General features: G+C 70.0%; 22 protein-coding genes and 1 tRNA gene. 13 read left to right on the forward strand and 10 right to left on the reverse strand.

Going from position 1 to position 26,217, the window contains the following annotated elements; genetic code table 11:
* The first annotated feature begins 70 nt into the window (after positions 1 to 70).
* The 4 genes from fabA to fabI all read left to right on the forward strand — a co-directional run bounded on the left by fabA (position 71) and on the right by fabI (position 3,173).
* Positions 71 to 607, forward strand: coding sequence for a 3-hydroxyacyl-[acyl-carrier-protein] dehydratase FabA (fabA, locus tag BMY19_RS07045; protein ID WP_091676726.1), 537 nt, complete (start codon positions 71 to 73; stop codon positions 605 to 607).
* Positions 608 to 747: 140 nt separating this feature from the next.
* Positions 748 to 1,974 (forward strand): beta-ketoacyl-ACP synthase I, encoded by a 1,227-nt coding sequence (gene fabB, locus BMY19_RS07050; protein WP_020092119.1) that lies wholly within the window; start codon positions 748 to 750, stop codon positions 1,972 to 1,974.
* A gap of 56 nt (positions 1,975 to 2,030) precedes the next feature.
* The gene (locus tag BMY19_RS31600; protein WP_272481342.1) at positions 2,031 to 2,156 is read left to right on the forward strand and encodes a hypothetical protein; all 126 of its coding nucleotides are present in this window, start codon (positions 2,031 to 2,033) and stop codon (positions 2,154 to 2,156) included.
* Positions 2,157 to 2,342: 186 nt separating this feature from the next.
* Complete coding sequence (fabI, locus tag BMY19_RS07055; RefSeq protein WP_091926719.1) at positions 2,343 to 3,173, forward strand: enoyl-ACP reductase FabI; 831 nt, start codon at positions 2,343 to 2,345, stop codon at positions 3,171 to 3,173.
* A 6-nt stretch (positions 3,174 to 3,179) separates the two neighbouring features.
* Here the strand turns inward: fabI and BMY19_RS07060 are convergent, their stop codons facing one another.
* Positions 3,180 to 3,431, reverse strand: a complete 252-nt coding sequence (locus tag BMY19_RS07060; protein WP_042672450.1) for a hypothetical protein — start codon at positions 3,429 to 3,431, stop codon at positions 3,180 to 3,182.
* 137 nt (positions 3,432 to 3,568) lie between these two features.
* Here BMY19_RS07060 and BMY19_RS07065 point away from each other — a divergent pair, with 137 nt between their 5' ends.
* Both BMY19_RS07065 and BMY19_RS07070 read left to right on the forward strand, forming a co-directional pair.
* On the forward strand, positions 3,569 to 3,808 hold the full coding sequence (locus tag BMY19_RS07065) for a hypothetical protein (RefSeq protein WP_020092122.1): 240 nt from the start codon (positions 3,569 to 3,571) through the stop codon (positions 3,806 to 3,808).
* A gap of 52 nt (positions 3,809 to 3,860) precedes the next feature.
* A complete protein-coding gene (locus tag BMY19_RS07070) occupies positions 3,861 to 5,372 on the forward strand; it encodes a DUF6880 family protein (RefSeq protein WP_100251275.1) in 1,512 nt (503 codons plus the stop codon).
* An 18-nt stretch (positions 5,373 to 5,390) separates the two neighbouring features.
* Here the strand turns inward: BMY19_RS07070 and BMY19_RS07075 are convergent, their stop codons facing one another.
* Both BMY19_RS07075 and BMY19_RS07080 read right to left on the reverse strand, forming a co-directional pair.
* Positions 5,391 to 5,753: a DUF427 domain-containing protein gene (locus BMY19_RS07075; protein WP_056528925.1), complete on the reverse strand. Its 363-nt coding sequence runs from the start codon at positions 5,751 to 5,753 to the stop codon at positions 5,391 to 5,393.
* Complete coding sequence (locus tag BMY19_RS07080; protein WP_091676715.1) at positions 5,750 to 6,640, reverse strand: methyltransferase domain-containing protein; 891 nt, start codon at positions 6,638 to 6,640, stop codon at positions 5,750 to 5,752. The genes BMY19_RS07075 and BMY19_RS07080 overlap by 4 nt, the downstream gene beginning before the upstream one ends.
* Positions 6,641 to 6,789: 149 nt before the next feature.
* Here BMY19_RS07080 and BMY19_RS07085 point away from each other — a divergent pair, with 149 nt between their 5' ends.
* Both BMY19_RS07085 and BMY19_RS07090 read left to right on the forward strand, forming a co-directional pair.
* Entirely contained in the window at positions 6,790 to 7,035 is a 246-nt protein-coding gene (locus BMY19_RS07085; protein WP_020092126.1) for a hypothetical protein, read from the forward strand.
* Positions 7,036 to 7,063: 28 nt separating this feature from the next.
* Complete coding sequence (locus BMY19_RS07090) at positions 7,064 to 7,825, forward strand: ComF family protein (protein ID WP_020092127.1); 762 nt, start codon at positions 7,064 to 7,066, stop codon at positions 7,823 to 7,825.
* 8 nt (positions 7,826 to 7,833) lie between these two features.
* Here the strand turns inward: BMY19_RS07090 and BMY19_RS07095 are convergent, their stop codons facing one another.
* A complete protein-coding gene (locus BMY19_RS07095) occupies positions 7,834 to 8,427 on the reverse strand; it encodes a GNAT family N-acetyltransferase (protein ID WP_020092128.1) in 594 nt (197 codons plus the stop codon).
* 335 nt (positions 8,428 to 8,762) lie between these two features.
* Between BMY19_RS07095 and zapE the strand changes: the two genes are divergently transcribed.
* Both zapE and BMY19_RS07105 read left to right on the forward strand, forming a co-directional pair.
* A complete protein-coding gene (gene zapE / locus BMY19_RS07100; RefSeq protein WP_056529318.1) occupies positions 8,763 to 9,995 on the forward strand; it encodes a cell division protein ZapE in 1,233 nt (410 codons plus the stop codon).
* Positions 9,992 to 12,967, forward strand: a complete 2,976-nt coding sequence (locus tag BMY19_RS07105; protein WP_100251276.1) for a response regulator — start codon at positions 9,992 to 9,994, stop codon at positions 12,965 to 12,967. The genes zapE and BMY19_RS07105 overlap by 4 nt, the downstream gene beginning before the upstream one ends.
* 51 nt (positions 12,968 to 13,018) lie before the next feature.
* Here BMY19_RS07105 and ubiB read toward each other — a convergent pair whose 3' ends face one another.
* The 4 genes from ubiB to BMY19_RS07125 all read right to left on the reverse strand — a co-directional run bounded on the left by ubiB (position 13,019) and on the right by BMY19_RS07125 (position 17,453).
* Positions 13,019 to 14,581: a 2-polyprenylphenol 6-hydroxylase gene (gene ubiB, locus BMY19_RS07110; protein WP_100251277.1), complete on the reverse strand. Its 1,563-nt coding sequence runs from the start codon at positions 14,579 to 14,581 to the stop codon at positions 13,019 to 13,021.
* Positions 14,582 to 14,612: 31 nt separating this feature from the next.
* Positions 14,613 to 15,398, reverse strand: coding sequence for a bifunctional demethylmenaquinone methyltransferase/2-methoxy-6-polyprenyl-1,4-benzoquinol methylase UbiE (ubiE, locus tag BMY19_RS07115; protein ID WP_100251278.1), 786 nt, complete (start codon positions 15,396 to 15,398; stop codon positions 14,613 to 14,615).
* 113 nt (positions 15,399 to 15,511) lie between these two features.
* Positions 15,512 to 16,621 carry a 3-isopropylmalate dehydrogenase gene (gene leuB, locus BMY19_RS07120; protein WP_091976423.1) on the reverse strand — a complete coding sequence of 370 codons (1,110 nt, stop codon included), beginning with the start codon at positions 16,619 to 16,621 and terminating at the stop codon, positions 15,512 to 15,514.
* Positions 16,622 to 16,736: 115 nt separating this feature from the next.
* Entirely contained in the window at positions 16,737 to 17,453 is a 717-nt protein-coding gene (locus tag BMY19_RS07125) for a carbonic anhydrase (RefSeq protein WP_100251279.1), read from the reverse strand.
* 193 nt (positions 17,454 to 17,646) lie between these two features.
* On the opposite strand from BMY19_RS07125, the gene BMY19_RS07130 reads away from it, so the two are divergent.
* The 3 genes from BMY19_RS07130 (at position 17,647) to BMY19_RS07140 (ending at position 20,599) form a co-directional block, all read left to right on the forward strand.
* Positions 17,647 to 18,588, forward strand: coding sequence for a hypothetical protein (locus BMY19_RS07130; protein WP_100251280.1), 942 nt, complete (start codon positions 17,647 to 17,649; stop codon positions 18,586 to 18,588).
* Positions 18,589 to 18,857: 269 nt separating this feature from the next.
* Entirely contained in the window at positions 18,858 to 20,423 is a 1,566-nt protein-coding gene (locus tag BMY19_RS07135; protein ID WP_012319619.1) for a 2-isopropylmalate synthase, read from the forward strand.
* A 100-nt stretch (positions 20,424 to 20,523) separates the two neighbouring features.
* Positions 20,524 to 20,599, forward strand: a tRNA-Lys gene (locus tag BMY19_RS07140).
* Positions 20,600 to 20,964: 365 nt separating this feature from the next.
* Here the strand turns inward: BMY19_RS07140 and BMY19_RS31240 are convergent.
* Both BMY19_RS31240 and BMY19_RS07150 read right to left on the reverse strand, forming a co-directional pair.
* On the reverse strand, positions 20,965 to 23,439 hold the full coding sequence (locus BMY19_RS31240) for a Hint domain-containing protein (protein WP_280141607.1): 2,475 nt from the start codon (positions 23,437 to 23,439) through the stop codon (positions 20,965 to 20,967).
* A gap of 710 nt (positions 23,440 to 24,149) precedes the next feature.
* Positions 24,150 to 25,196 carry a glycosyltransferase family 2 protein gene (locus BMY19_RS07150; protein ID WP_100251281.1) on the reverse strand — a complete coding sequence of 349 codons (1,047 nt, stop codon included), beginning with the start codon at positions 25,194 to 25,196 and terminating at the stop codon, positions 24,150 to 24,152.
* Positions 25,197 to 26,217 lie beyond the last annotated feature (1,021 nt).

Raw genomic sequence — 26,217 nt, forward strand, 5'->3', positions numbered from 1 at the left:
CCAGCCGATGGGCCGAGTATAGTCGCCCGCGACGCGAAGATCGCGCACATCCGAGGAAACAGCCAACGCAATGCCGCCAGACGCCGAGACACAAGCGCATGGTGCGAACCGCCGGTCGCACTATTCCTACGAGGATCTTCTGGCCTGCGGGCGCGGCGAACTCTTCGGATCCGGCAATGCGCAGTTGCCGCTGCCGCCGATGCTGATGTTCGACCGGATCACGTCCATCGGGACCGAGGGCGGCGCCCACGGCAAGGGGCACGTGACGGCCGAGCTCGACATCCGGCCGGACCTCTGGTTCTTCCCCTGCCATTTCCAGGGCGACCCGGTGATGCCGGGCTGCCTCGGCCTCGACGCCCTCTGGCAGATGCTGGGCTTCCATCTCGGCTGGCTCGGCTCGCCGGGCCGCGGCCGCGCCCTGGGCGTCGGCGAGGTGAAGCTCGCCGGCCAGGTGCTGCCGACGATCAAGAAGGTCGTCTACAATGTCGACGTGAAGCGGGTCCGTCAGGGCAAGCTCGTGCTCGGCATCGGCGACGGCTGGCTCGAGGCCGACGGCGAGCGCGTCTATCAGGTCCAGGACATGCGGGTCGGCCTGTTCCAGAGCTGAGCCGCAGCCGCCGCACGTCCGGTTCGCGGCTTGGCCGCAACGCCGGACGGTCTCGGCGGTTGAGATTGTGTCCGCGTCACCTTAGCTGACCGTGACGCGGCCCGGGCGACCGGGACCGCGACGGAGGTAGTGTCACCATCATGCGCCGTGTCGTCATCACCGGGATGGGCATCGTCTCGTCCATCGGCAACAACACGCAGGAGGTGCTCGCCTCCCTGCGCGAGGCCCGCTCGGGCATCGCGCGCGACGCCAGCTACGCTGAGCACGGCTTCCGCAGCCAGGTCTCCGGCGCGCCCACCCTCGATCCCGAGGGCGTGGTGGACCGGCGCGCGATGCGCTTCCACGGCGGCGGGACCGCCTGGAATCACGTCGCCATGGATCAGGCGATCCAGGATGCCGGCCTGGATCAGGGCGACATCTCGAACGAGCGCACCGGCATCATCATGGGCTCGGGCGGTCCCTCGACCCGCGTGATCGTCGAGGCCGCCGGCATCGCGCGGGACAAGGGTCCCAAGCGCATCGGCCCGTTCGCCGTGCCGAAGGCGATGTCGTCGACCGCCTCGGCGACGCTCGCGACGTGGTTCAAGATCCGCGGCGTGAACTACTCGATCTCCTCCGCCTGCGCGACGTCGAATCACTGCATCGGCAACGCCGCCGAGATCATCCAGGGCGGCCGGCAGGACATCATCTTCGCGGGCGGCTGCGAGGATCTCGACTGGACGCTCTCGGTGCTGTTCGACGCCATGGGCGCCATGTCGTCGAAGTACAACGACACGCCGTCCCGTGCCTCCCGCGCCTACGACGCCAACCGCGACGGTTTCGTCATCGCGGGCGGCGCCGGCGTGCTGGTCCTCGAGGAGCTGGAGCACGCCAAGGCGCGCGGCGCCCGGATCTACGGCGAGGTCGCGGGCTACGGCGCCACCTCGGACGGTCACGACATGGTCGCGCCGTCGGGCGAGGGCGCCGTGCGCTGCATGCGCCAGGCGCTGGACGGGCTGAAGGGCGCGCGGATCGACTACATCAACCCGCACGCCACCTCGACCCCGGTCGGCGACGACAAGGAGATCGAGGCGATCCGCGAGGTGTTCGGCCGCGGCGAGGATTGCCCGCCGATCTCGGCCACCAAGTCGCTGACAGGCCATTCCCTGGGCGCCACCGGCGTGCAGGAGGCGATCTACAGCTTGCTGATGATGAACAACGGCTTCATCTGCGAGAGCGCGCACATCGACACGCTCGACCCGGCCTTCGCCGACATGCCGATCCTGCAACAGCGCCGGGACGACGCGCAGCTCGGCCACGTGCTGACCAATTCCTTCGGCTTCGGCGGCACCAACGCCACCCTGGTCCTGAAGCACGTCGACGCCTGATCGCCCGGCGCGGAACCGCCGGCCACAGGCCGGCGTTTACCCGCTGTTGAGATCTGGTGGTGGCGATGGGGACTTTCATCTTCGGAACATTGGGCGGCCTCATGATCGCCGGTGTCGCGGCGATCTACGCGAAGCAGGCCGCGCTGGAAGAAGCCGATTCCCACACGGACGGGCATTTCTGAGCCCGGCCTACGACGCCACAAACGCCCCGCCCGCCGGCGGGGCTTTTTTTTGCCCGCCGTCTGCCGGTGTCGCGTTTGGATCGCGGCGCGAGCCGCGTTAAGGCAGCCTGCCGCGGTTCGCTGGTCGCGACCGCGGTCGGGACCCGCTTCGCGGGTCCGGCGTGGTCGGTCAGGATGTGAGTCGGCATGACGGGTTTGATGGCGGGCAAGCGCGGCCTGATCATGGGCGTCGCGAACGATCACTCGATCGCCTGGGGGATCGCCAAGGCGCTGCACGCCCAGGGCGCGCGACTGGCCTTCACGTACCAGGGCGAGGCCCTGGGCCGCCGGGTGGCGCCCCTCGCCGCCAAGCTCGATTCGGACATCGTCCTGCCCTGCGACGTCGAGGATCTGGCCTCGGTCGACGCGACCTTCGAGGCCCTGGACGCCCGATTCGATGGCGGCCTCGACTTCGTGGTCCACGCCATCGGCTTCTCCGACAAGGCGCAGCTCAAGGGCCGCTACGTCGACGTGACGACGCGCGAGAATTTCGTGCGCACGATGACGATCTCGTGCTTCTCGTTCACCGAGATCGCGCAGCGCGCGGCCAAGCGGATGAACCAGGGCGGCTCGCTGCTGACCCTGACTTACGGCGGCGCGACCCGGGTCATGCCGAACTACAACGTCATGGGCGTCGCCAAGGCGGCGCTCGAGGCCTCGGTGCGCTACCTAGCGAGCGACCTGGGCCCGGACGGGATCCGGGTCAACGCGCTCTCCGCCGGTCCGATGCGGACGCTGGCCGGGGCCGGGATCGCCGACGCGCGACTGATGTTCAACCACCAGCGGGCGCACGCGCCCCTGCGGCGCACGGTCAGCCTGGAGGATGTCGGCGGTTCGGCCCTCTACCTGCTGTCGCCGCTCTCGGGCGGCGTCACCGGCGAGGTCCACTTCGTCGATGCCGGCTACAACATCATCTCGATGCCGCGCCCGGACGTGCTGCAGGCGCAGGACGAGGCCGGCGTCGTCGGGGACGCCTGAGGCGCCTCACTCCTCCGGGATACGCCCCGGGGGCAGGGGACCGGCCGGCGAACCGCGCTCGCCGCGGACCGAGCGCCGCTCCCGGGCGGCGCGCGCCTCCTCCGCGGTCGGCGGCGCCGAGGGATAGTTCGACGCGAAGGGGTTCGGCGGCGCCCCGCGCCCGGAGCCGCCGAACAGCTTGTCGAGGAAGCCCTCCTCGGCGCTCGCGGGTCGGGCGACCAGGAGAAGGGCGAGGGCGAGGATCGGGCGAAGCTGCATCGTCGTCGTCTGCGTGCCGGGACCGAGCCGGGTTAGGGCCACTTTCCGGCGGATCGGAGGCCGAGTCCCCGTCGCCTGGAACCCAGGCGCGTCCGGCGGGTTCGCGGTCAACGATGAGGGCGCGTACAGGAGGCGTGATGTCCGAGGTAACCTATCGCATCGTCGAGCACGACGGTGGCTTCGCCTACAAGGTCGGCGACGTGTTCTCCGAGACGTTCCCGAGCCGCGAGGAGGCGCTGCAGGCGGCGCAGGCCGCGGCGGCGGAGCAACAGGTCCCCGGGTCGACCGAGGGGATCCGCTACCAGGATCAGGCCGGCGGCTGGCACGACGAGACCGCGCAGGGCAGCGACCGGCCCCGCGCCCGGGTCGTGGAGTAGCCGCGGCGGACGGGACGGACATGCGCGATCGTCCGCAACGGCGGGAAATCTCGTGGCGCGTGCGCGGCGCGTGACCCCGGCCGCGGCGCCGGCCGGTCGCAGGGCGCCCGCCCTGCCGAAGGGCGCGCGGCGGACGACCCCGTCGCCGGAGACGCTGGCGGCGCTCGGCCCGGACCGGCTGATCGCGCTGATCCTCGGCGAGACCGGGCGCAACCCGGCCTTCAAGAAGCTAGTGAGCGCCGCGCTCGCCTCGCTCCAGGGCCCCGAGGCCGTCGCGGCGATCGTCGACCGGCGGCTGACGGCCCTCGAGGGCGCCCAGGGCTACATCGACTGGCAGAAGCGCCGGACCTTCGCGGCCGACCTCAACACGACCGTGACGGTGATCCTCAACGAGTTGCGGCCCCTCGATCCGGGGGCCGCGCTCGACCGGCTCCGGCGCTTTCTCGACGGCGCCGACGCGGTCCTGAACCGCGTGGACGACAGCACCGGCGCCGTGCAGGGCGTGTTCGACCGCGCCTCAGCGGCCTTCGTGGAGATCGCCGGCGCCCTGCCGCCGGAGGACGCCGCCCGGGTAGCGGCGCGCCTCGTCGAGCCGTTCGCGGCGGATCCGTTCGGCCCCCTCGGAACCGTCCTGGGCGAGATGATCCCGGCGCTGCCCGAGCCATCCCTCGCGGAGATCGACGACCGGCTCGCCGCCGCCGACGCGGCGCTGCCGCAGGGTGGGGATCCCCGCCGCGACGCGACCCATCACCGGCAGGCGGCCCGGATCCAGATCCTGCGCCTGCGCCAGGCCGTCGCCGACCGGCGCGGCGACACCGACACCTTCATCGCCCTGGAGCGGGCGACCTTGCCGGGGCGAGAGAACCGCGTCGCGATTGCCCGGCGGCTCCTCGGCGCGGGGCGCGCCGCCGAGGCGCTGGACTGGATCCGGCGCATGCAGGATCCGGGTCTGCGAATCGCCACCCGGGCCGACCTGATCGCCGGCTTCGACCTGCGCGGACCCGAACGGGAACGGCAGGCGCTGGAGATCGAGATCCTCGACGCGCTCGGCCGGGGCGATGAGGCGCAGGCCCTGCGCTGGGGGCGGTTCGAGCGCGAACTCGACGCGCCGATGCTGCGCACCTTCCTCGCCAAGCTTCCGGATTTCGAGGACGAGGAGGCGCTCCGGCGCGCCCTCGACCACGCCGAGGCCTTCCCGCAGCCGCACCGGGCGCTCGCCTTCCTGGCGGCCTGGCCGGATCTGCGCCGTGCGGCCGCGCTGGTCGTCGCGCGGCCTGAGACCTGGCAGGGCGACCAGTACGCGGTGCTGGCGCCGGTCGCCGAGGCGCTGGCGCAGGATCACCCCCGGGCCGCGACGATCCTGTATCGCCGGCTCCTCGACTCGATCCTCGAGACCGGCCGCAGCGCCGCCTACCCGCACGGCGCGCGCTACCTCGCGGAGCTCGACGCCCTGGCGGGGCGCATCGCGACCGGCGACGTCGATCCGGATCCGCAGGCCTACCGCGCTGCTCTGCGGCGGGCGCACGGCCGCAAGCACGGGTTCTGGAGCCTCGTGCGCGACTGAACCGGACGCGCGGCCGGCTCAGTCCTCCAGCACGATGGCGTCGACCCGGTCCGGGTAGAAAGCCACGTGGTCGCGGATTGCCGCGACGGCCGGGTACGGGTCGCCGTAGCTCCAGACCGCGTCGGGGCGCCGATCGCCGTCGACGACGAGGTCGAAATAGTGGGCGTCGCCCTTGTACGGGCAGTGGCTCGTCCGCGCCGAGGCGACGAAACAATCGGCGCGGATGTCGCTTCGCGGCACGTAGAAGACCGGTGGGTACTGAGCCTCCTGCAGCCGCAGGGCGTTCCGGGTCTCGGCGACCGCGGCGCCCGCCACGACGACGCGGACGCGGCGGGACTCGGGCTCGACGGTGATCGGGTGGTCCGGTCCGGGCAGCTTCATGGCGTGTTCCCTCCCTCGGGCTTCAACTCGACGGTCCCGAGCGCGTCGGCGAGGCGCGTCTTCGCGGTCCCGGGCCGCAGGGGCTTCTGCTGGGTCTCGTGCGGCGCCCAGCCCGAGAGCCACAGCACCTCGAAGGTCGCCCGCACGCGACCGTCCGGGTCCGAGAACCGCTCGGCGTAGATCTCGGCCATGCGCAGCAACGTCGCCCGCCGCAGCGGCGTCCGCCGCCGCTCGGTGAGCACGTTGGTCATGCCCATGGCCCGCAGGTCGCGCATCAGGCCGAACGGGTCGGCGTAGCGGACCGTCAGCGTGTCGGTATCGGCCACCGGCAGCGCGAAGCCCGCCCGCTGCAGCAGGCCGCCGGCCTCGCGCACCGCCGCGAAGGGCGCCACGCGGGGGCTGACCCCACCCTCGACCTCGCTCTCGGCCTGGGCGAAGCTCTGGCGCAGCTCCGTCAGCGTCGCGCCGCCGAGCAGGCAGCCGACGAACAGCCCGTCCGGCCGCAGGGCGCGGCGCAGCTGGATCAGCGTGCCGGGGAGGTCGTTCACGGCGTGGAGGGCCAGCAGCGACACCGCGAGGTCCAGGCTCCCGGTCGCCAGCGGCAGCGCTTCGGGATCTCCGACGATCAGGTCGCCGTCCGGCTCCGGCAGGGCCGCGAGGCGGACATGCCGCGCCGCCGGATAGCGGGCGGCGAGCAGCCGGGTCGCCACGGGACGCGGCGTGGTGAGGTCGAGAACAGAGACGAAGCTGCGCAGGACGGCGCCGAGCCGGTCGTCGAGATCCTCGGCGAGGCGGTCGAGGAGGAAGCCCGGGTAGCCGAGGCGCCCGGCACGGGCGAGGCGGCGGCGGGCGAGGCGCGTGTCGAACAGGGCGGCGGGAGCATCCATCGGGGGGCAGATGGCATCTGCGGTCGCGTCGCGCCACCGTCGCCGCGCACGGTCTCGTGAGCTGCGCTAGGATGCTGGAACGACTCGGGAGCGTCGCTGTTCCTGCTGCAACCGGCCCAACGGCCGAGATTCCTCAGGGAGCACACATCATGAAGCGCATGCTCGTCGGGGCCGCCGTGGCCCTCACCACCCTGGCCGCCGCGGGCGGCGCCGAGGCGAAGGGCTGCATCAAGGGCGCCATCGTCGGCGGCATCGCGGGTCACTACGCCGGCCATCACGGCCTCGTCGGCGCCGCGGCCGGCTGCGCCATCGGCCGCCACCGCGCCAACGCTCGCGACCGTCAGGTCGAGCGGCAGCAGATGGCGCCGCAGGCGCGCCCCGTCTCGGCCCAGTAAGCCGGGTCTGCGGGAGCGCGTCGCGCGCATGACGGCCTTCCAGGCCGTCGCCACGGCCCTGCGCGGTCTGCCGCGCGGGGTCGTCTCCCTGATCTACCCGCCCACCTGCGCGGGCTGCGGCGGCGCCACCGCCGACCCGGGCGCCCTCTGTCCGTCCTGCTGGTCGAGCCTGCGCCTGATCGAGGAACCGGTGTGCCAGCGCTACGGTACGCCCTTCGCGGTCGACCTCGGGGTCGGCCCGCTGGTGTCGCCCCGGGCCATCGCGGAACCGCCGGTCTTCGGCCGCGCCCGGGCGGTCGCCCTCTACGATTCCGTGGCGCGGCGGCTCGTCCATCGCCTGAAATACGAGGACCGGCTCGATCTCGCCGGCGTGATGGCCCGGATGATGGCCGCGAGCGGCCGGACCCTGATCGCCGAGGCCGAGTGCCTCGTGCCGGTACCGCTCCATCGCGGACGCCTGTGGCGGCGGCGCTTCAACCAGTCCGCCCTGCTGGCGCGGGCGATCGCGGATGCGGCGGGGCGGCCGTGCGTCGCCACGGCCCTGGTGCGCGTGCGGGCCACGCGATCCCAGGTCGGCCTGAGCCGCGCGGCGCGGGCCGAGAACCTGAGCGGCGCCTTCCGGGTCGCTTCCGCCGAGCAGCACCGCGTCCGCGGGCGCCGGGTCCTCCTCGTGGACGACGTCATGACCACCGGCGCCACCGGCAACGCCGCCGCCCGCGCGCTCCTGCGCGGCGGGGCGACGTCCGTGGATCTCCTGACCTTCGCCCTCGTCGGCGACATCGCCGGCTGAGCCTGCCTTCAGCGCCCGGCCTGCACCCGCTCCGGGAAGCCCGCCGCCAGGGTGAAGTCGAACGCCTCCGCGATCCCCTCGTACCAGAGCGAGAACGGCGTCGGACGCGCGAGGTGCAGGGCGCCCTCGGTCTCGCGCCCCTCGTGCTGGAGGGCCGCCCCGTGCTTGGCCGCGAGCCGCAGCATGGGCCCGTTTCCCGACAGGCAGCGGACGTGGAGATCCTTGACGCCGCGATGCCGCGCCGCGCGGGCGATCCGGGCGAACAGGGCGGCCCCGATCCCCTTGCGGCGGAAGGTCTGCTCGACCGCGAAGGCCGCCTCAGCGTGCGGCCCCAGGGCGTAGCGGGACGCGCCCGGCCCCATCGGCCGCAACTCGGCGAGACCGCGCAGCACGCCGCCCACGAAGGCGCCGTACATCACGCCCTCCGCGGTCAGCGCCTGCGCGGCGTAGGCCCGGACTCCGGCCTCGCTGACATTGCCCATGAAGCGGCTCGCCCGGGTCTCCGGATCCAGCCTCAGGAAATAGTCGAGGACCGCAGCGCGGTCCGCCGGCCAGAGACGCCGGATGGTGTGGGTCGGCCCATCGAGGGCTTGTACCGCCATGATGAAGCTCCGGTTCGTGCGCGCTGCCGCGCGGGGTGATCCGGACGCTCCTCCCAAGAGACCGCCGGGATGTCGCATCCCCGTATTCATTGTGCAATGCAGCAGAGTGCGGGGCCGGCCGGCCGCGGGCCTGCCATGCGTGGGACCGATGGGAGGCTTCGATGGGACGCCTCGATGGGACGCCTCAATGGGACGCTTGCCCGCGGCTGTTCGGCCGCGGGCTTGATTCAGGCCGAGCTTGCGCGGCACTGGAACAGGCCCCGGGTCGTTGACCGCCGACGCGGGTGCAGGGGGTGCCGAACCGGTACCGCGATCAGCAGCGAGGAACCGGCGGCGTGAACGACAGATCCGGCAAGCCCATCGCCCCGTCGCCGGCGGCGCTCGCCGGTGCGGTCTCGCCCGGCCCGGTCCACGAGCGCTACGAGGCGCTGGTCGCCACCGGCGCCATCGAGCGCGATCCCGCCCAGGCGCACCTCGTGCGCGCCCTCGACCGGCTGGTCGTCGACCTCCAGCGCCGCAAGCGGGCCAGCAAGACGAGCGCCCTGGGGTGGCTGTTCCGTCGCAAGGACGAGGCCGAGGCGATCAAGGGCCTGTACATCTGGGGCTCAGTCGGGCGCGGGAAGACCATGCTGATGGACCTCTTCCACGAGGCGGCGCCGGAGCCGAAGCGGCGCGTCCATTTCCACGGCTTCCTGGCCGACGCGCACGAGCGGATCCACGCCTACCGTCAGGCGCTGAAGGCCGGCACCGTCAAGGGCGACGACCCGATCGGACCGGTGGCCGACCAGCTGGCCGACGAGGCGACCCTGCTGTGCTTCGACGAGTTCACTGTCACCGACATCGCCGACGCGATGATCCTGGGTCGCCTGTTCAACCATCTGTTCCGGCGCGGCGTCACCGTCGTCGCGACCTCGAACGTCGAGCCCGACCGACTCTACGAGGGCGGCCTCAACCGGGCGCTGTTCCTGCCCTTCGTGGCGAACCTCCAGGAACGCGTGACCGTCGTCCGCCTCGACTCCCGGACGGATTTCCGGCTCGAGAAGCTCGGCGGCGCGGCGGTCTACCATGTCCCCGCCGACGCGGCGGCGCGCGCGGCCCTCGACGCCGCCTTCAAGGCCCTGACCGGCAAGGCTCGCGGCCTCCCGGCGACGGTCACGGTCCACGGCCGGGCCGTGGCGGTTCCCGAGCAGGCGACCGGCGTGGCCCGGTTCGGCTTCGACGATCTCTGTCGCCAGCCCCTCGGCGCCTCCGACTACATGGCACTCGCCCGCGCCTACCACACGGTGATCCTCGACGGGATCCCGGTGATGGGCGAGGCGGAGCGGAACGAGGCCAAGCGCTTCATCACGCTGGTCGACACGCTCTACGACCGGCACGTGAAGCTCGTGGCCTCCGCGGCCGCCGAAGCGCAGGACCTCTACACCGCCCGGACCGGCCGCGAGGCCTTCGAGTTCGACCGGACCGTCTCGCGCCTCATCGAGATGCGGTCGCGGGAATATCTCGGCCAGCCGCACGGCCGGCCGGATTCCGAGGCGTCGGGCGCCACCACCGGGCTGGTGGAAACGTGAGCGCCCCGTCGCGCGCCGGATCGATCTTCGGCCTGCGCCGGCGCAATTGGCGCGGCGCCGGCCCGCTGGGCTGGCTCCTCGGCTCGCCCGTCGCCTTCATCCTGCTGATCGTCGCCCTGGGCAGCGGCACGGCCAATTACGTGACCGGCGAGACCGACCGGGCCGCGACCGCCCGGGCGAACGCGACGATCGCCGGGATCGAGCGCCTGATCTCCGAGGTCAAGGACCTGGAGACCGGGGAGCGCGGCTTCGTGCTGGTCGGCAGCGAGGATTACCTCCGTCCCTACACGACCGCCCTCACCAAGATCGACACGGAGCTGACCGGCCTCGGCGCCGCCGCGCAGGAGTCGGTCCGAGCCGGCGGCCCGTCGCTCGCCGGGCTGATCGCGCAGAAGCGCGACTTCGCCGCCCGGGTGGTGGAGGCGCGGCGGAACCGGGGCTTCGACGCCGCCATCGACCTCGTCCGCACCGGCGAGGGCAAGCAGCTGATGGACGCGATCCGCGCCGAGTCGGCGGCCCGGCAGGCCGCGACCCTGGAGCAGCTCGCGACCATCCAGGCGCGCGAAGCGTGGCGCGGACTCCTGCTGTTCCTCCTCTCCGCGGCGGCGGCCCTCGGAGCGATCGTGCTGCTGGCGCGCCTCGCCCTGGTGCGACGGCAGGAATCCCTGCGGATGTCCCGCCTCCTCGACGGGGTGCTGGCCAACGCGCCGGTGGGGCTCGGCTTCCTCGACCGTGACCTGAAGATCCGGCACATGAACCGGGCGCTCGCCACCATGAGCGAGCGCGGCTTCGGGGCCGATCTCGGCGCGCCGATCTGGGCCATGCTCCCGACGCTGCGGGAGGAGCTGGCCCCGAAGCTGGCCGCGGCCCTGACGGAAGGCCTGGTCTCGCCGAACGTCCCGGTGGCGGTGCCGACCCCCTCGGCGCCGGGCGGCGTGCGGCATTTCTCGATGAGCTTCTATCCGCTCCGGGGCGAGGAGAGCGCGGCGGCCGACCAGAGCGTCGAGGGCGTCGGCCTCGTGGTGGTCGACGAGACCATCCGCCACCTCGCGGAGGCCCGGCTGCGCCGGAGCGAGGAGCGCTTCCGCTCGCTGATCGAGGCGAGCGCCGCCATCGTCTGGACCGCCAACCCGGAAGGGAGCCTCCATCGCCGCCAGACGGCCTGGACCCGCTTCACCGGCCAGGACGAGGCCGCCTACGCGGGGCTCGGCTTCCTCGACGCGGTCCACCCGGAGGACCGTGCGCATACCCGCGCCGCGTGGACCCGCGCTGTCACCAGCCTGGAACCCTACGCCACCGAGCACCGGATCCGCGCCGCCTCCGGGACCTACCGGCACATGAGCGTGCGCGCCGTCCCGATCCTCGAACCCGACGGCACCCTGCGGGAGTGGGTCGGGACCCACACGGACATCACCGAGCGCAAGGAGGCCGAGGCCGCGATCGAGGCGGCGCGCGCGGCGGCCGAGGCCGCCAACGCGGCCAAGAGCCAGTTCCTCGCCAATATGAGCCACGAACTGCGCACCCCGCTCTCTGCGGTGATCGGCTATTCCGAGATGGTGCAGGAGGAGCTGGAGGATATCGGCGAGGCCGATCTCGTCACCGACATGAAGAAGATCGAGACCAACGCCCGCCACCTCCTCGGCCTGATCAACGACGTGCTCGACATCTCAAAGATCGAGGCCGACCGGGTCGAGATCTACGCGGAGGATTTCGAGGTCGCCGCCGTGGTGCAGGAGGTCGCGGTCACGGTCGAGGGTCTTGTCGCCAAGAAGGGCAACACCCTGGCGCTGGAGCTGGAACCGGGCCTGGGCAGCGCGCATACCGACGTGACCAAGCTGCGGCAGTGCCTGATCAATCTCCTGAGCAACGCCGCGAAGTTCACCGAGGATGGCCGGATCACCCTGGCGGTCGCCCGGGCGGACGGTGCGCTGCGCTTCTGCGTGACCGACACCGGCATCGGCATGACGCGGGAGCAGGTCGGCAAGCTGTTCGAGCGGTTCACCCAGGCCGACGCCTCCACGACGCGCCGGTTCGGCGGCACCGGGCTCGGCCTCGCGATCACCCGGGCCTTCGCCGAGATGCTGGGCGGCTCGATCACCGTGGACAGCCGCGAGGGGCAGGGCACCGCCTTCACGCTGACGCTGCCGGACCGTTTCGAGGCCGCCGCGGCCGAGGACGCGGACCCGGCCGCATCGGGAGACGGCGACCGCGGGACGATCCTGGTGGTCGACGACGACGCCGCCACCCGCGATCTGCTGGCGCGCTTCTTGGAGCGCGAGGGCTTCTCGGTGACGGTCGCCGAGGACGGGCGGCGCGGGCTCGATCTCGCTCGCAGCCTGCATCCGCGGGCCGTGCTCCTCGACGTCACCATGCCGCAGATGGACGGATGGGCGGTGCTGCGGGCCATCCGGGCCGATCGCGAGATCGGCGCGACGCCGATCGTGATGGTGACGGTCCTGGACGAGCAGAACCTCGCCTTCTCCCTCGGCGCCACCGACTACGTGCAGAAGCCGATCGACTGGGGAAGCCTGCGCCAGATCGTCGACCGCTTCCGCCTCGCCTCGGGTGACGGCGCGATCCTCGTCGTCGAGGACGAGGCCGACGTCCGCGAGCACGTCTGCGCCTATCTCGCGCGCGAGGGCTTCCCGGTCCGCGAGGCCGAGAACGGCCTGCGCGCTCTGGCAGCCCTGGAGACGGAGCGCCCATCCCTCATCCTGCTCGACCTGATGATGCCCGAGATGGACGGATTCGCGTTCCTGCGGGCGCTGCGGGCCCGGCCTGACAGCCGCGACGTGCCGGTGGTGGTGCTCACCGCCAAGGACATCACGGCCGAGGACCGGCGCCGTCTGGCCGGTCAGGCCGACAGGGTGCTCGCCAAGGGCTCGACCGGGCTCAAGGAGCTGGCCCGCGAGCTGCGTGCCCTGGTCCCCACAGCGGAGGACGCGCTCGCCCAGGGACCCGAGCCCGGCTGAGCGCCCGCGGACGACGCGCGGTCCCGGTCCCGGATCGGGTTTGGTGCCGCGTCAGAGACCCCGGAACGCCAGCATCAGCGCGCCGACGGCGATGCCCCACAGGGCCAGCGTCGACCAGATCGCGCGGTAGCGTTCGTTGCGGGCGAAGCGCTCCAGCCGGCGGGCATCGCCGGTGCCGGCCTCGTCGAGGCGGACCAGCACGCGCTTCAACCGCATGGCAAGGTCCGGGATGTCGCCGACGACGTCGGACACGACCTTGAGGGCGTCCAGGCCGCTCTGCGCCCGGCCGACCGGCCCCATGTTGCGGGCGATCCAGGCGCGCACGACCGGCTCGGCCGTGGTCCACATATCGAGGCGCGGGTCGAGGGAGCGGGCGACGCCCTCCACCACCACCATGGTCTTCTGGAGCATCACCAGCTCGGTGCGGGTGCTCATGTCGAACAGGGCCGTGACGTCGAACAGCAGGGTCAGGACCTTGGCCATCGAGATCTCGTCGGCCCGGCGCTGGTGGATCGGCTCGCCGATGGCGCGGATCGCCTGCGCGAAATCCTCCACGGAGTGGTGGGCCGGCACGTAGCCCGCCTCGAAATGGACCTTCGCCACCCGGCGGTAATCGCGCAGGATGAAGCCCAGCAGGATCTCTGCGAGAAACCGGCGCTCGTTCGGGCCGAGGCGGCCCATGATGCCGAAATCGACCGCGACCAGCCGGCCCTCGGCATCGACCAGCAGGTTTCCCTGGTGCATGTCCGCGTGGAAGAAGCCGTCGCGGATCGCGTGCCGCAGGAAGCTCTGGATGACGGTCCGGCCGATTGTCTGCGGATCGTGCCCCCGGGCGGCGAGCTCTTCGGCGCTGTGCAGGCGGGTCCCCTCGATCCACTCGGCCGACAACACCTCGCGGGCGGTCAGCTCCCATTCCGGCCTCGGCACACGGAAGTCCGGATCGTCCTTGGTGTTCTCGGCGAGCTCGGAGGCGGCCGCCGCCTCCAGGCGGAAATCCATCTCCATCAGCACCGAGCGCGCGAGGATCTCCACCACCTCGCGCGGGCGCAGCCGCTCCGCCTGCGGCGACAGGGCGTTCACCACCCGCGCCATGAAGCGCATGACCTCTAGGTCGCGCATGAAGCGCTCGCGGACGCCAGGCCGCATCACCTTCACGGCGAGGGCGCGCTGCGTGCCGTCGGGATCCTGCACGATCGCCTTGTGGACCTGCGCGATCGAGGCGGCGGCGATCGGCTCGCTGAACGACACGAACAGGGCGCTCACGGGCTTGCCGAGGGCGGCCTCGACGGTGCGAAGCGCGACCGCCTGCGGGAAGGGCGGCACCCGGTCCTGCAGTTTCTCCAAGTCGAAGGCCGCGCGCATGCCGACGATGTCGGGCCGCGTCGCCAGGAACTGGCCGAATTTCACGTAGGACGGGCCGAGGCGCGTCATCGCAGCAGAGAGCCGGGCCGCCCCGTCGTCGAGGCCGGGCCGCTCGAGGGAGCGGCCGATCCGCAGGGCGAGGCGCAGGTGCGGGGGCAGCTCAGAGGGGTCGACGAGGGCGAGGGCGCCCTCGCGGGCCAGCACGAAGCCGACCCGCGCGCCGCGAAACAAGTTGACGGCGGCGCTGATCACCGGTGCTGGCTCCCGTCGCGCGCGGCGGCGGTCAAGAGACCTTCCAGCCCGAATGGATCGCCACGATCCCGCCCGTCAGCGCCCGGTCGGTGACGTGCCGGAAGCCCGCGCGCTCGATCATGCCCGCGAAGGCGCCGCGGGTCGGGAACTTCCGGATCGACTCCACGAGGTAGCGGTAGGACTCGGCGTCCCCGGCCACCCGGGCGCCGATGCGCGGGATCACGTTGAACGAGTAGGCGTCGTAGATGCGGTCGAGCAGCGGGATGTCGACGGCCGAGAATTCCAGGCAGAGGAAGCGCCCACCGGGCTTCAGCACCCGCCGCGCCTCGGCCAGCGCCGTCTCGATCCGCGGCACGTTCCGGATGCCGAAGGCGATCGTGTAGGCGTCGAAGGACGCGTCCGGCAGCGGCAGCGCCTCGGCGTTGCCGGTCACGAAGGCGATCCGGTCGCCGGCCTCGTCGACCTTGCGCTCCCGCGCCCGCTCGGCGCCGACCCGCAGCATCGACTCGTTGATGTCGAGGACGGTGACTCGGGTGCGCGAACCGCCCGCGGCCAGCACCCGGAAGGCCACGTCGCCGGTGCCGCCGGCGACGTCGAGATGCGCGAAGGCGCGGTTCTGCGGCGGCCGCAGCATCGAGACGAGCTGCGCCTTCCAGGCCCGGTGCAGGCCCGCCGACATCAGGTCGTTCATGATGTCGTAGCGGCGGGCGACCGAGTGGAAGACGCTGTCGACGCGCCCCTGCTTCTCGTCGAGCGCCACGCGCTCGAAGCCGAAATCCGCGCTCGCGCGCTCAGACGCCCCGTCTCCGGCCTTCATGACGCTCCCAATCCTCGATGGGCGCGTCATAGCGAAGGTCGCGCCCGACCGCCATGCGTCGAAACACGCGGCTGGGGACCGACCCCGGTGCTGCGACGCGCGGAAGACGTGTCTCAGCCGACCCGGGTGCGGAGCGCGTCCGCCACCGCGCTGGCCATGGCGCGCGTGCCCATCGGGTTCGTGCCCTCGCCGGCGATGTCGGCGGTGCGCGCGCCGCCCGCGAGGGCGTCGGTGATGGCGCCGTCGAGGGCGTCGGCGGCGTCGCCGAGGCCGAAGGAGTAGCGCAGGCACATGGCGAGCGAGCCGATCATGGCGATCGGGTTGGCCTTGTCCTGGCCGGCGATGTCGGGGGCCGAGCCGTGGACCGGCTCGTAGAGCGCCCGCCGCAGGCCGCTCGCGTCGACCGCGCCGAGGGAGGCCGACGGCAGCATGCCCAGCGAGCCGGTGAGCATGGCGGCGATGTCGGAGAGCACGTCGCCGAACAGGTTGTCGGTCACCAGGACGTCGAACTGCTTCGGCCGGCGCACCAGCTGCATGGCGCAGTTGTCGGCCAGGATGTGCTCGAGCTGCAGGTCGGCGTAGTGCGCGGCGTGCACCTTGGTGACGACCTCCTTCCAGAGGACGCCGGACTTCATCACGTTGTGCTTCTCGGCCGAGGCGACCCGGCCCGAGCGCTTGCCGGCGAGGTCGAAGGCCACGTGGGCGATCCGCTCGATCTCGGCCGTCGTGTAGACCTGGGTGTCGACCGCCCGCTTGGAGCCGTCCTCCAGCGTGGTGATCTCCTTCGGCTCGCCGAAATAGACGCCGCCGGTGAGCTCCCGCACGATCATGATGTCGAGTCCCTCGACCAGCTCGCGCTTCAGCGCCGAGGCCTCGGCCAGCGCCGGGTAGCAGATCGCCGGGCGCAGGTTGGCGAAGAGGTCGAGTTCCTTGCGCAGGCGCAGCAGGCCGGCTTCGGGGCGGTTCTCGTAGGCGACACCGGCCCATTTCGGTCCGCCGACCGCGCCGAGCAGGATGGCGTCCGCGTCCCTCGCGCGCTGCAGGGTCGCGTCCGCGAGCGGGACGCCGTGCGCGTCGAGGGCGCTGCCGCCGACGAGGTCGGTCTCGGTCTCGAAGGTCGCGAGACCGGTCTCCTTGAGGGTGTCGAGCACCACCTGCATGCCGCCGGCGACCTCCGGGCCGATCCCGTCGCCGGGGAGGAGCAGGAGCTTGTAGCTGGCCATGACGGTCTCGCGGGTTCGGTCTCGACGTGCCGGCGGGCTTTATCGAGGCTGCACCGTCATTGGCAAGCTTCGGCAAAGCGCCGGCCCGCAGGCCGGGACGGATCGGGCACCGCGGTCAGAGGATCACGACCCGGCCGGTGCCGATGTCGTAGAAGCCGCCCACGACCTTCACCCGCTCGGCGGCGACGGCCTCCGCGATGATGGGGCCGGCCTGCTCGAGGCGCCGGACGCTGTGCCGGACATTCTGAGCGATGGCCTCTGCGAGGGGATCCTGCGCACGCGCCTTTTCGGCCAGATCCACCGCCGGGCGAATCGCCTCGATCAGCACGGGGAGATGACCGGGGAGCGACGCGTTGGTCTTCATGAGGTCGATCGTCGCCTTCACGGCCCCGCAATCGGAATGGCCGAGGACGAGGATCAGCGGCGCGCCCAGGACCGACACGCCGTATTCGAGGCTGGCGAGACCGTCGGTGGTGACGAAGTTGCCGGCGACGCGGACGACGAACAGATCGCCCGGTCCCTGGTCGAAGATGAAATCCGGGGCGACCCGGGCATCGGCGCAGCCGACGATACACGCGATCGGATACTGCGCCGCGGCCCGCGCGGCGCGACCGGCCGAAAAGTCCCGGTTCGTCGACGTGTTGGCGACGTAGCGGCCGTTGCCGTCGCGCAGCCGCGTGAGGGCCGCCTCGGGCGTGATGGCGTTCGATCGCGCGCCGTCGGGGGCCGCCTCGGCCCGCCGGATCCCGGCGGAAGCCCCCATCACGGTACCGGCCGCGGCCGCGGCCAGCAGGCCGCGCCGGGAGAGAGAGGGTCGATGCAGATCGCACACGGTGGACGGTCCCCTTCGCATCTGACGCCGGCCAGGCCCGGCGGACCGCTCGCTCCGGCAGCGCTGAGACAAGCACTGCGAGTCGTATCCCGGCGCGTTCTTCACCACCGAGTCCAAACTTTGCAGGAAATCCTGGACCGAAGGCCGGGCGCGCGGCATCCCTTCGGCCGGATCCGGCTGATTCGGGGCGCGGATGTTGGACGATCATTTCCGGGCGCGGATCGCTCTGCTTCGATCCGAGCGCGATTTCCGCCTGGCGGTCGCCGGTTACTGCCAGGGCATGATCGAACCGGCGCAGATTGTTTGGCCGAGCCACAAGCTGCTCAATCAGATCGGGCGCTACGTGGTCTCGTTCATGCTGATCCACAACGACTACGCGTGGCGCCATCACGGGGGCCCGCGTCCCACCCTGACGGTCCTCCAGGCGATGGTGGGATCGAGCCCGAGGCAGACGGCCGGCTTCGTGTCGGCCCTGAAGGCCGGGCGATTCGTCACCGCGGTGGCGGATCGGGGCGACGGGCGCGTGAAATGCCTGCAGGCGGCGCCGGCCCTGGTGACCGAGATCGCGCGGAGCGGGCGCCTGTTCGTCGCCGCCATGGATGCGGTGACCCGTCGCGACCCGGGCCACGCCGGGATGCTCGACGGCCCCGACCGGCTCGGGGAGTTGGTGCGCCTTTCGGCCGCCCACGTGCTGCGGCACGGCACGCTCATCGCGCCGTTCCCGCGGGTGCTCCATTTCGCCGGACGGGACTGCGGCTACCCGCTGCTCACGGCCCTGGTCGGGGCCCAATATGCCGCCACGGTGCCCGGCGCGCCGGCGGCGGTGTCGCTCAGCCTGCGCAGCCTCGCCGAGCGGCTGGACGTGTCGCGGGCCCATGTCGGCAACCTGCTCGGCGAGGCCGAGGCCGCGGGATGGATCCGGATCGCCGGCGGCTACCTGACCGCCTTCGACCCGACGCTGCTGGCTGAGTTCGAGGTCTGGGCCGCGGGGCAGATGCTGTTCTACGACGATCTCGCGGCAGCGATCCTCGCGGAGGCGCCGGCCGCGCCCGTCCCGGCCGGCGCCTCCGGACACGTCGGTCTCGCTTGTGTTCCGGTCGATCCGGGGATACCTACGGGCGGCACCGCGCCGTGAGAAGGTCCCGCGCGGGTCGCCGACAGGAGAGACGAGCCTTGGCCAGAGCCGGCTCAGCGACCGAGACCGCCCGCGCCGCCGCTACGGCGCTTCGGTCCCGTGCGCGCCGCTCCGGGCTCCTTCTCCCGCTTCTGCTTACCCGCCCCTGAGGGCCGTCCGGGCGCGCGCCTGGGCCTTCAGGGGAGTTCTTTCATTCGCGAATCCGCCCGCGAGGGCACCACGCCGCGCCGCGCCATCACGTGCCGGGCGGCCCGCGACAGGGTAATGCCATGACTACGACCAGCACCGCTTCCGCCCGCGACCGGATCCTGATCTTCGACACGACGCTCCGCGACGGCGAGCAGTGCCCCGGCGCCACCATGACCTTCGACGAGAAGCTCGCGGTCGCCGAGTTGCTCGACACGATGGGCGTCGACATCATCGAGGCCGGGTTCCCCATCGCGTCGAACGGCGATTTCGAGGCGGTCTCGGAGATCGCCCGGAGGACCAAGCGCGCGACCATCGCGGGCCTCGCCCGCGCGATCCCCGCCGACATCGCCCGGGCCGGCGAGGCCGTGCGCCATGCCAAGCGCGCGCGGATCCACACCTTCGTGTCCACCTCGCCGATCCATCTCGCGCACCAGATGCGCAAGAGCCAGGACGAGGTCGTCGAGATCATCCTCAAGACCGTGGCCCAGGCCCGCGACCTCGTCGAGGACGTGGAGTGGTCGGCCATGGACGCGACCCGCACGCCGCTCGACTACCTGTGCCGCTGCGTCGAGGCGGCGATCAAGGCCGGCGCCACGACGATCAACCTCCCCGATACGGTCGGCTACGCCACGCCGTCGGAGTACCGCGACATGTTCGCGAACGTCCGCGCGCGCGTGCCGAACGCCGACAAGGCCGTGTTCTCGGTCCATTGCCACAACGACCTGGGCCTCGCGATCGCCAATTCCCTGGCCGGCATCGAGGGCGGCGCCCGGCAGGTCGAGTGCACGATCAACGGCATCGGCGAGCGGGCCGGCAACGCGGCGCTCGAGGAGATCGTGATGGCGCTGCGCACCCGCGCCGACGTGCTGCCCTACGAGACCGGCGTCGAGTCGACGATGCTGACCCGCGCCTCCAAGCTCGTGAGCCACGCCACCAACTTCCCGGTGCAGTTCAACAAGGCGATCGTCGGCCGCAACGCCTTCGCGCACGAGAGCGGCATTCACCAGGACGGCATGCTGAAGAACGCCGAGACCTACGAGATCATGACGCCGGCCTCCGTGGGGCTGACCAAGACCTCCCTGGTGATGGGCAAGCACTCCGGCCGGGCGGCGTTCCGCTCCAAGCTGGAGGATCTCGGCCTGCACCTGTCGGACAACCAGTTCCAGGACGCCTTCGACCGGTTCAAGGCCTTGGCCGACCGGAAGAAGCACGTCTACGACGAGGATATCGAGGCGCTCGTCGACGAGAACCTCGCCACGGCCCACGACCGCATCCGGCTGGTCTCGCTGTCGGTCATCGCCGGCACCCGCGGACCGCAGCGCGCGACTCTGCGGATCGCCGACGAGACCGGAACGCGGATCGAGGAGGCGGACGGCAACGGGCCGGTGGACGCGGTGTTCAACGCGATCTCGGCGCTGGTCCCGCATCAGGCGCAGCTGGAACTCTATCAGGTCCATGCCGTGACCGGCGGGACGGACGCGCAGGCGGAGGTCTCGGTGCGGCTGCGGGACGGCGAGCGCAGCGTCACCGCGCGCGGCGCCGATCCGGACACGCTCGTGGCGTCGGCGAAGGCGTATCTGTCGGCGCTGAACAAGCTGTCGGCCCATTCCGTGCGCGTGCATGCACAGCATGCGGCGGCGGAATGAGAAAAAGCGGCGGCCGGGGGTGGACAGGCCCCGGCCGCGTTGGTATCAGCCCGCCACCCCGGACGGACTTGGTGGCCACCGGGCGGTCGCAGAAGCGATCGGGCGCATAGCTCAGTTGGTAGAGCAGCTGACTCTTAATCAGCGGGTCCTAGGTTCGAACCCTAGTGCGCCCACCAAGACCTAGCCTACTGCGGGCTCATAGGATCTCGATCCCGTGGAGCGCGCGGTGACAAGGCAGACCGGCCGACAATCTTCATCGCAGCGTTGAAGCGCTCTCTGTCCGCAAAACCTCGACGGGCGAGCTAGGTCCGCGGAAGCTCGCTTCACGGCCGAGGGCTTCGGCTCACCATGCCATCGCAACGCTTCGAGCATTGAATTCTAACGGTCGACTTCGAAGATGAGCGCGCAAATGAAGGGGACTGGTTCACGATCGTGACCGTCGCACGATGCGCCTCGCCCACATCGACTCGGTCGCGGGCAAGCCGCCGAAAAAGCCCCGCGCGGCGGGGCTGAGGGTCGGCGCTGGATGTCCCGATCGACGCTACGCTGCCAACAGCGCAATCCAAGACCCTGCCGCATCCATCCGCTTGGCGCACATCAGGAGGCCATCGGCCGACCGACGCACTTCGACACGATGATGCACGTGCGGAGCGAGGCGTACATGCACACCGAGGTCGAAGCCGCATCGCCCGTCGCCGTAGCCGGCCGCGGCCAGGTCCGACCGGAACTCGGCCGCCACCGCGAACGCGACGACGGCACCGTCCACCAACACGTCCAGGCACAGCGGGGTGTCCGGATGCGCCTCGTCGCGCGCCCAGCCCCCGACGTGCAGCAGCTCATCGCCCGTCACGCCGCATCGGTCCAGCCACGCTCGCACCGGGCCCGGCTCTGCAACACCGTCCAACGAGACAGCGCGGAGGGCTAAGCGCCCGCGCAGCGCGGCCAAGTCGGGGCCGAGTTCGGCGCGCGGAGCGTAGGGCATGCGCCCGGTGCCGACGTCGAGGGCCTGCACGCCATCGAAGCCCCCGCGCACGCCGGGCGCCGCCAGGAAGCTCTCCGCCGGAGCATTCTCCGCGAGCAGCAGGTCGTGGGTGTCCAACTCGACGTGCCAGTATGTGAGATCCGCCACCGCCTCGCCACGCGTGATGCTCGAGCCGTTGACCAGATGTCCCGCGGCCGCGAGCAGCCCGTCCAGCCACTGGCAGTGATCTGGAGAGACAAGCAGGTCGCGGGCGGGCACGCCCTCGCTCAGTGCGTCGGCCCGGATGCGGACGGGGCGCTCGGCCGGGGGAACCATCGATCCCCGGTACGTGCGGGTGCCGATCCAACGGATCGGGCGCGGCGTACCGGCAGCCGTGATTGCGAGATCACCCACCGCGAGTCGCTCCACCGGCACGTCCGAGATGACCCGATCGCGCAGGACACGGATCCGCGTCCCGGTCACGTAGCAGGGTGCAGGGTTGGCCGGCTGAGAGGGGTTCGTCGGGTTCGGGGCCGTAGCGGCGCGCACGATCGTGCCGCCCTGGCCGTCCGACACCGCCGCGAAGCTGGTCGTGCGGGGGGCCGACAGCACGAAGTTCTCGCTCACCTGCCCGCCACCGGAGCGGGTGCCGGTGATGGTGATCGAGCTGTTCGCACTGTTGTAGCTGACGCTGGAGTTGGTCAGGCCGGCGAGCGCGATCTCGTTGCCCGAACCGAAATTGGAGATGGTGTTGGCGAAGGTGCCACCATTGGTCGGCTGAGCCGCCACATTGAGCCCGAGGCGCGCTGTCGCCGTGCCCGACATCGTGCCGAAGGTGATCGTCCCCGTGCCGGCCGAGGTCGGACCGCCGAGCTGAAGGGTACTCGACACCGCGCCGCCGTTCGAACCGATCGCGGTGCCGCCGGAGTAGGTGCTGACCCCTGTCAGCGTCTGCGTGCCACCGGTGACCGCCACGCCGCCAGTACCGGAGATCGCGCCGCTGTAGCTGGTCGAACCGTTGGTGATGGTCAGGGCCTGCGCACCGAGCGTCGTCCCGCCGGTGCCCGAGAGCGTGGTGATCGAGGCACCGGCCGTCGTCCCCGAGATGTCGAACGTGCCGGCGTTGGCTACGGGCCCGAGATTGTTGGGAGCGTTGCCGAGGACGCGCAATGTCGTGGCGCCGCCGGCGATCCCGAGGCCGCCGTTCAGCGTTCCCGTGCTGGGGGTCAGGCTGTTGGTGCCGCCCGTGACGTTGATAGCGACGGCCCGGACGGTTGTGCTGCCGCCGGTGAAGCCGCCCGAGATCGTGCCGGTGTTGGTGATGGCGATGTTCGCGCCGGACAGACCGGCTCCCCCCTGGCCCGCGACGCCCGCCGTCCCGCCGTTCGCGGCCCCGCCCAGGCCACCGTTTCCGCCCGTGATCTGGCCGGTGTTGGTGCCCGTGCTCCCGTAGAGGAAAAGTCCGATGCCGCCCTCACCGCCGGAACCGCCGAAAGCGCCGGGACCGCCGCCGGCACCGCCGGCACCGCCGTTCCCGCCGGTGATCTGAGCGCTGGCGATGAAGGATCCGGGGCCGGGCTCAACGAAGCCGTAACCACCGCTGCCGCCGCCGCCACCTCCGCCCGTCCCGTTGCCGGCACCGCCCGCTCCACCGATGCCGCCTGTCCGCGAAAAGGTGAAGCCTACGCCATTCCCGGTGTTGGAGAGGTACTGGCCGTGGCTGCCGCCGCCGCCGCCGCCGCCGCCGTCGCCGGGATTCGGACCGGCGAGGCCAGCCCCGCCAGCCCCCCCGAAAAAGCTGGAGCCCGTGTTGGTCGAGTAGGCGCCACCCGTTCCCGACGTGTTGGTGACAGTTCCACCAGCCGCCGCTCCCCCGTTGCCGCCGGCGCCTCCGACCGAGCCCGCGGCACCGCCCGCACCTCCGCCGCTCCCCTGGGCAGAAGCGCCGCCGTTTCCACCGGCCGCGCCGGTGCCGTTCGCCACCTCGTCCGCCCCGGGCTGACCGCCGGTGCCGTTGACCGGATCTGCGCCGCTCCCGCCCTGACCGCCCGACATCGCCGCGTTCCCAACCATCCGCATCGACCCGTCATCCGCAATCTTGCGCGGGCGGGTACTTGCCGTCAGCGTGACGCCTGTAGGCCCTCGGAGGCGAGGATGCAGCGTCGCCTAATCGGTGATCGCCGGACTCGAGACAGCGCTTTTTGATCCGTTGTGCTCTCTCCGCGACAGGAGGTCAGACTGATCTGGCACGGAAACTGATTTGATGGCCTTTCATGCTCCTCTGCTGGGAAGAATAGTTATCAACAAGTCGACGGGTTGGTTCGCACGCCACTCATGCGCCCCAGCGCAGGGGTCAATCCGGATGTGGTCCGTCCGCAGTGCGACATATCTCAGAACGGATTCGGCGAAGTCCCGCGCGACGAATGCCGGCGGGGCTGAGGTCGGCTCAGGGTCGGGAGCTTAGTCTGCGCGCGGGCGGCGCGGCTCCTGTCAGCCGGGGGGTGCGGGCGGAACCTTCGGCGCGGTGCGACTGCCGATGATAATCCTGACCATCGGCGTCAAGAGCGCCTGTGCCGGGAGTCAGGCTTGAGCGCGACCACGCGCCGCCGGATCTGCCGGGCAGGCAATGGGCCACCGCCGCGACAGCTCAGTGTGCGCTGGTCCGGCATCCGCCGCGGCAACCTTGACGCCTGGGTTGCGACGTCGAAGACCCATGCACAGTCGATATCGACAGGACGCTCGAAGGCCGAAACCTTAGCTCAGTTTCACTCATGGAGAGCCTTGCGCCCCGGCCTGATGATGGCGCCACGGGCGTAACTGAGGATAGATTTTGCGGTTCTGGCGAGCAGTGTTCTACCATTCAACCTGACACGAAGTATCAGTTTTGCTACACGATTAGGTAAGAAGATCATGGAGATCGCCGCGCTCAAGGTCATCAATCTCCTCACCGAACCGTACCATTTCGGAAAATATTCCGCCAGCTCGACTACCTGTTTCAACGTGAGCTTTTCCCCAGAGACAATATTGATGTATATCTGGTCTCTCAAGTATATATAATTTCTGCGACTCCCAATAATGTCATGGTCAATTTTTCTGGCGGAAAGTATGTGCTTTAAATGTTCCAAACGATTGGAAAATCGTTCTTGACTGTATTGAAGCCGCTCGACTGAAGGCAAGCGCCCGGTCGAGGACATATTTTTATCGTGAACCCTATAGTAGCCCAGCGCCTCATTGAACGTGTAGATTTCGCCCATGAACGGGGCCGCGATAAGGATTACACCGTCCACCGTGTCATAGGATGCCTCCCGAAGAAGATCGCACACATCTCTTCGAAAAATATTCCCCGAGGTTGGAGGCGAAACATATGCTCCTGTTTCAGATATGTCTTGAATGTAGGAATTTTTGGTTTTTTGAGCGCTCAGATCAGGGAAAATTCTACCTTGCTCGTACCCTTTTTCATCGATTATTGACAAGGGAAACTGAAGCTTAGAGTATTTGTCATCTAATACACCGACAATTTTCCGTAAAGACCCTGAAGAAAGCTTATCGTCAGCATCCAAGAACAGAACGTGCCTCGCCGTCGTATTATCTAAGCCGAGTACGCAGGCACTTACAGGACCACCGTTTTCCTTACGTAGACATTTTACCCCAGTGCCCTGAATCAAAGTCCACGAATTATCTGTCGATCCATCGTCCACGACGACCAGTTCACAGTCATCAGGGAGTTGTAAACTCACACTTTCGATCGCTTCGACTATATATTTCTCGTAATTATAACAGTTGACAATGATCGCGAGCTTCTTGGCATCCATCTGTCGGCTCCCAGTTCAGCCACTGAAACCCCAGGGGCCCAGCCGCGAATCATTTGCATCTGAATTTATCTTCGACTGCAAATACGGCAAATATCACCCATACGGATACGCGGAATTTCACTGAAGATTTGTTGGCAGAAAATTCAGATCAAAAAAAGTAATTTTCGGTCTCAGCTCTCCGTTTTCGACTGAATCCCAAATCATCGCGTAGGAAAATTATTTCATTATTTTCCAATTGCCATCGAATGTTTGGCTCTACGTGACAAAAACTCTAAATCAAGGCGTGATAGCCTCCAGCTTCGGAAACAGTGCTACGCTCATTTGCCAATGGAGCTTCGAAATAACCGACTGAGCGGTCCGCAACGATTGTGTGGCCGAGAGAAATTCGACTCCTGATCGAGCGCCACCGTCCTTTCAACGTTATAGAGGGTGTGATTGTAGACATCGACACCGTGAGGCAGCACGACCCGCTCGTTCATGCCGGTGGACACTGTCCGCCGTAGATCGTTCAACCGCCACTCCGTGACGCCAGACCGCTCGTTTGTCGCGGCCTTCGCGTTCAAGAATCCCGAGAACCTGGCGGCGCCCCCACCGAACAGGAGCGGCCAGCCAGCACTGGGCTGGACCTTTGCGAGCAGGTCGAGGCGCGGGACAGTGGCACGTCGAGCGGCAGACTATTCTTGGTCCGCTGGCCCGGTAGTCGCCAGATGCAGCTCACGAGATCGAGTTGGGCCCGCGTCATGCCCGCCACCTCCTCGCGGCGCTGACCGTTCCGCGTTCGCGAGCGGACGATGCGGCCGAAGTCGTCATCCCGACAAGCCTTCAACAGAGCCTTGATCTCGTCGGGCGAGAGCAACCCGGCAGCGCTTCTCCTCTGAGCCGTCTCGATCGTGCCGACTACGGGGTTGGGCTCGGCCCTGCTGTTCCCGCTCAGCCACGCATAGATGGCTGAGAGCGTGGCCCGCGCCCTTTTCGCCGCGTCCGGCTCGTTCCTCTTCAAGATCACCCCGAGGCGCTCGGC

It is taken from the genome of Methylobacterium sp. UNC300MFChir4.1 (assembly GCF_900110155.1).
Taxonomy (GTDB): Bacteria; Pseudomonadota; Alphaproteobacteria; order Rhizobiales; family Beijerinckiaceae; genus Methylobacterium.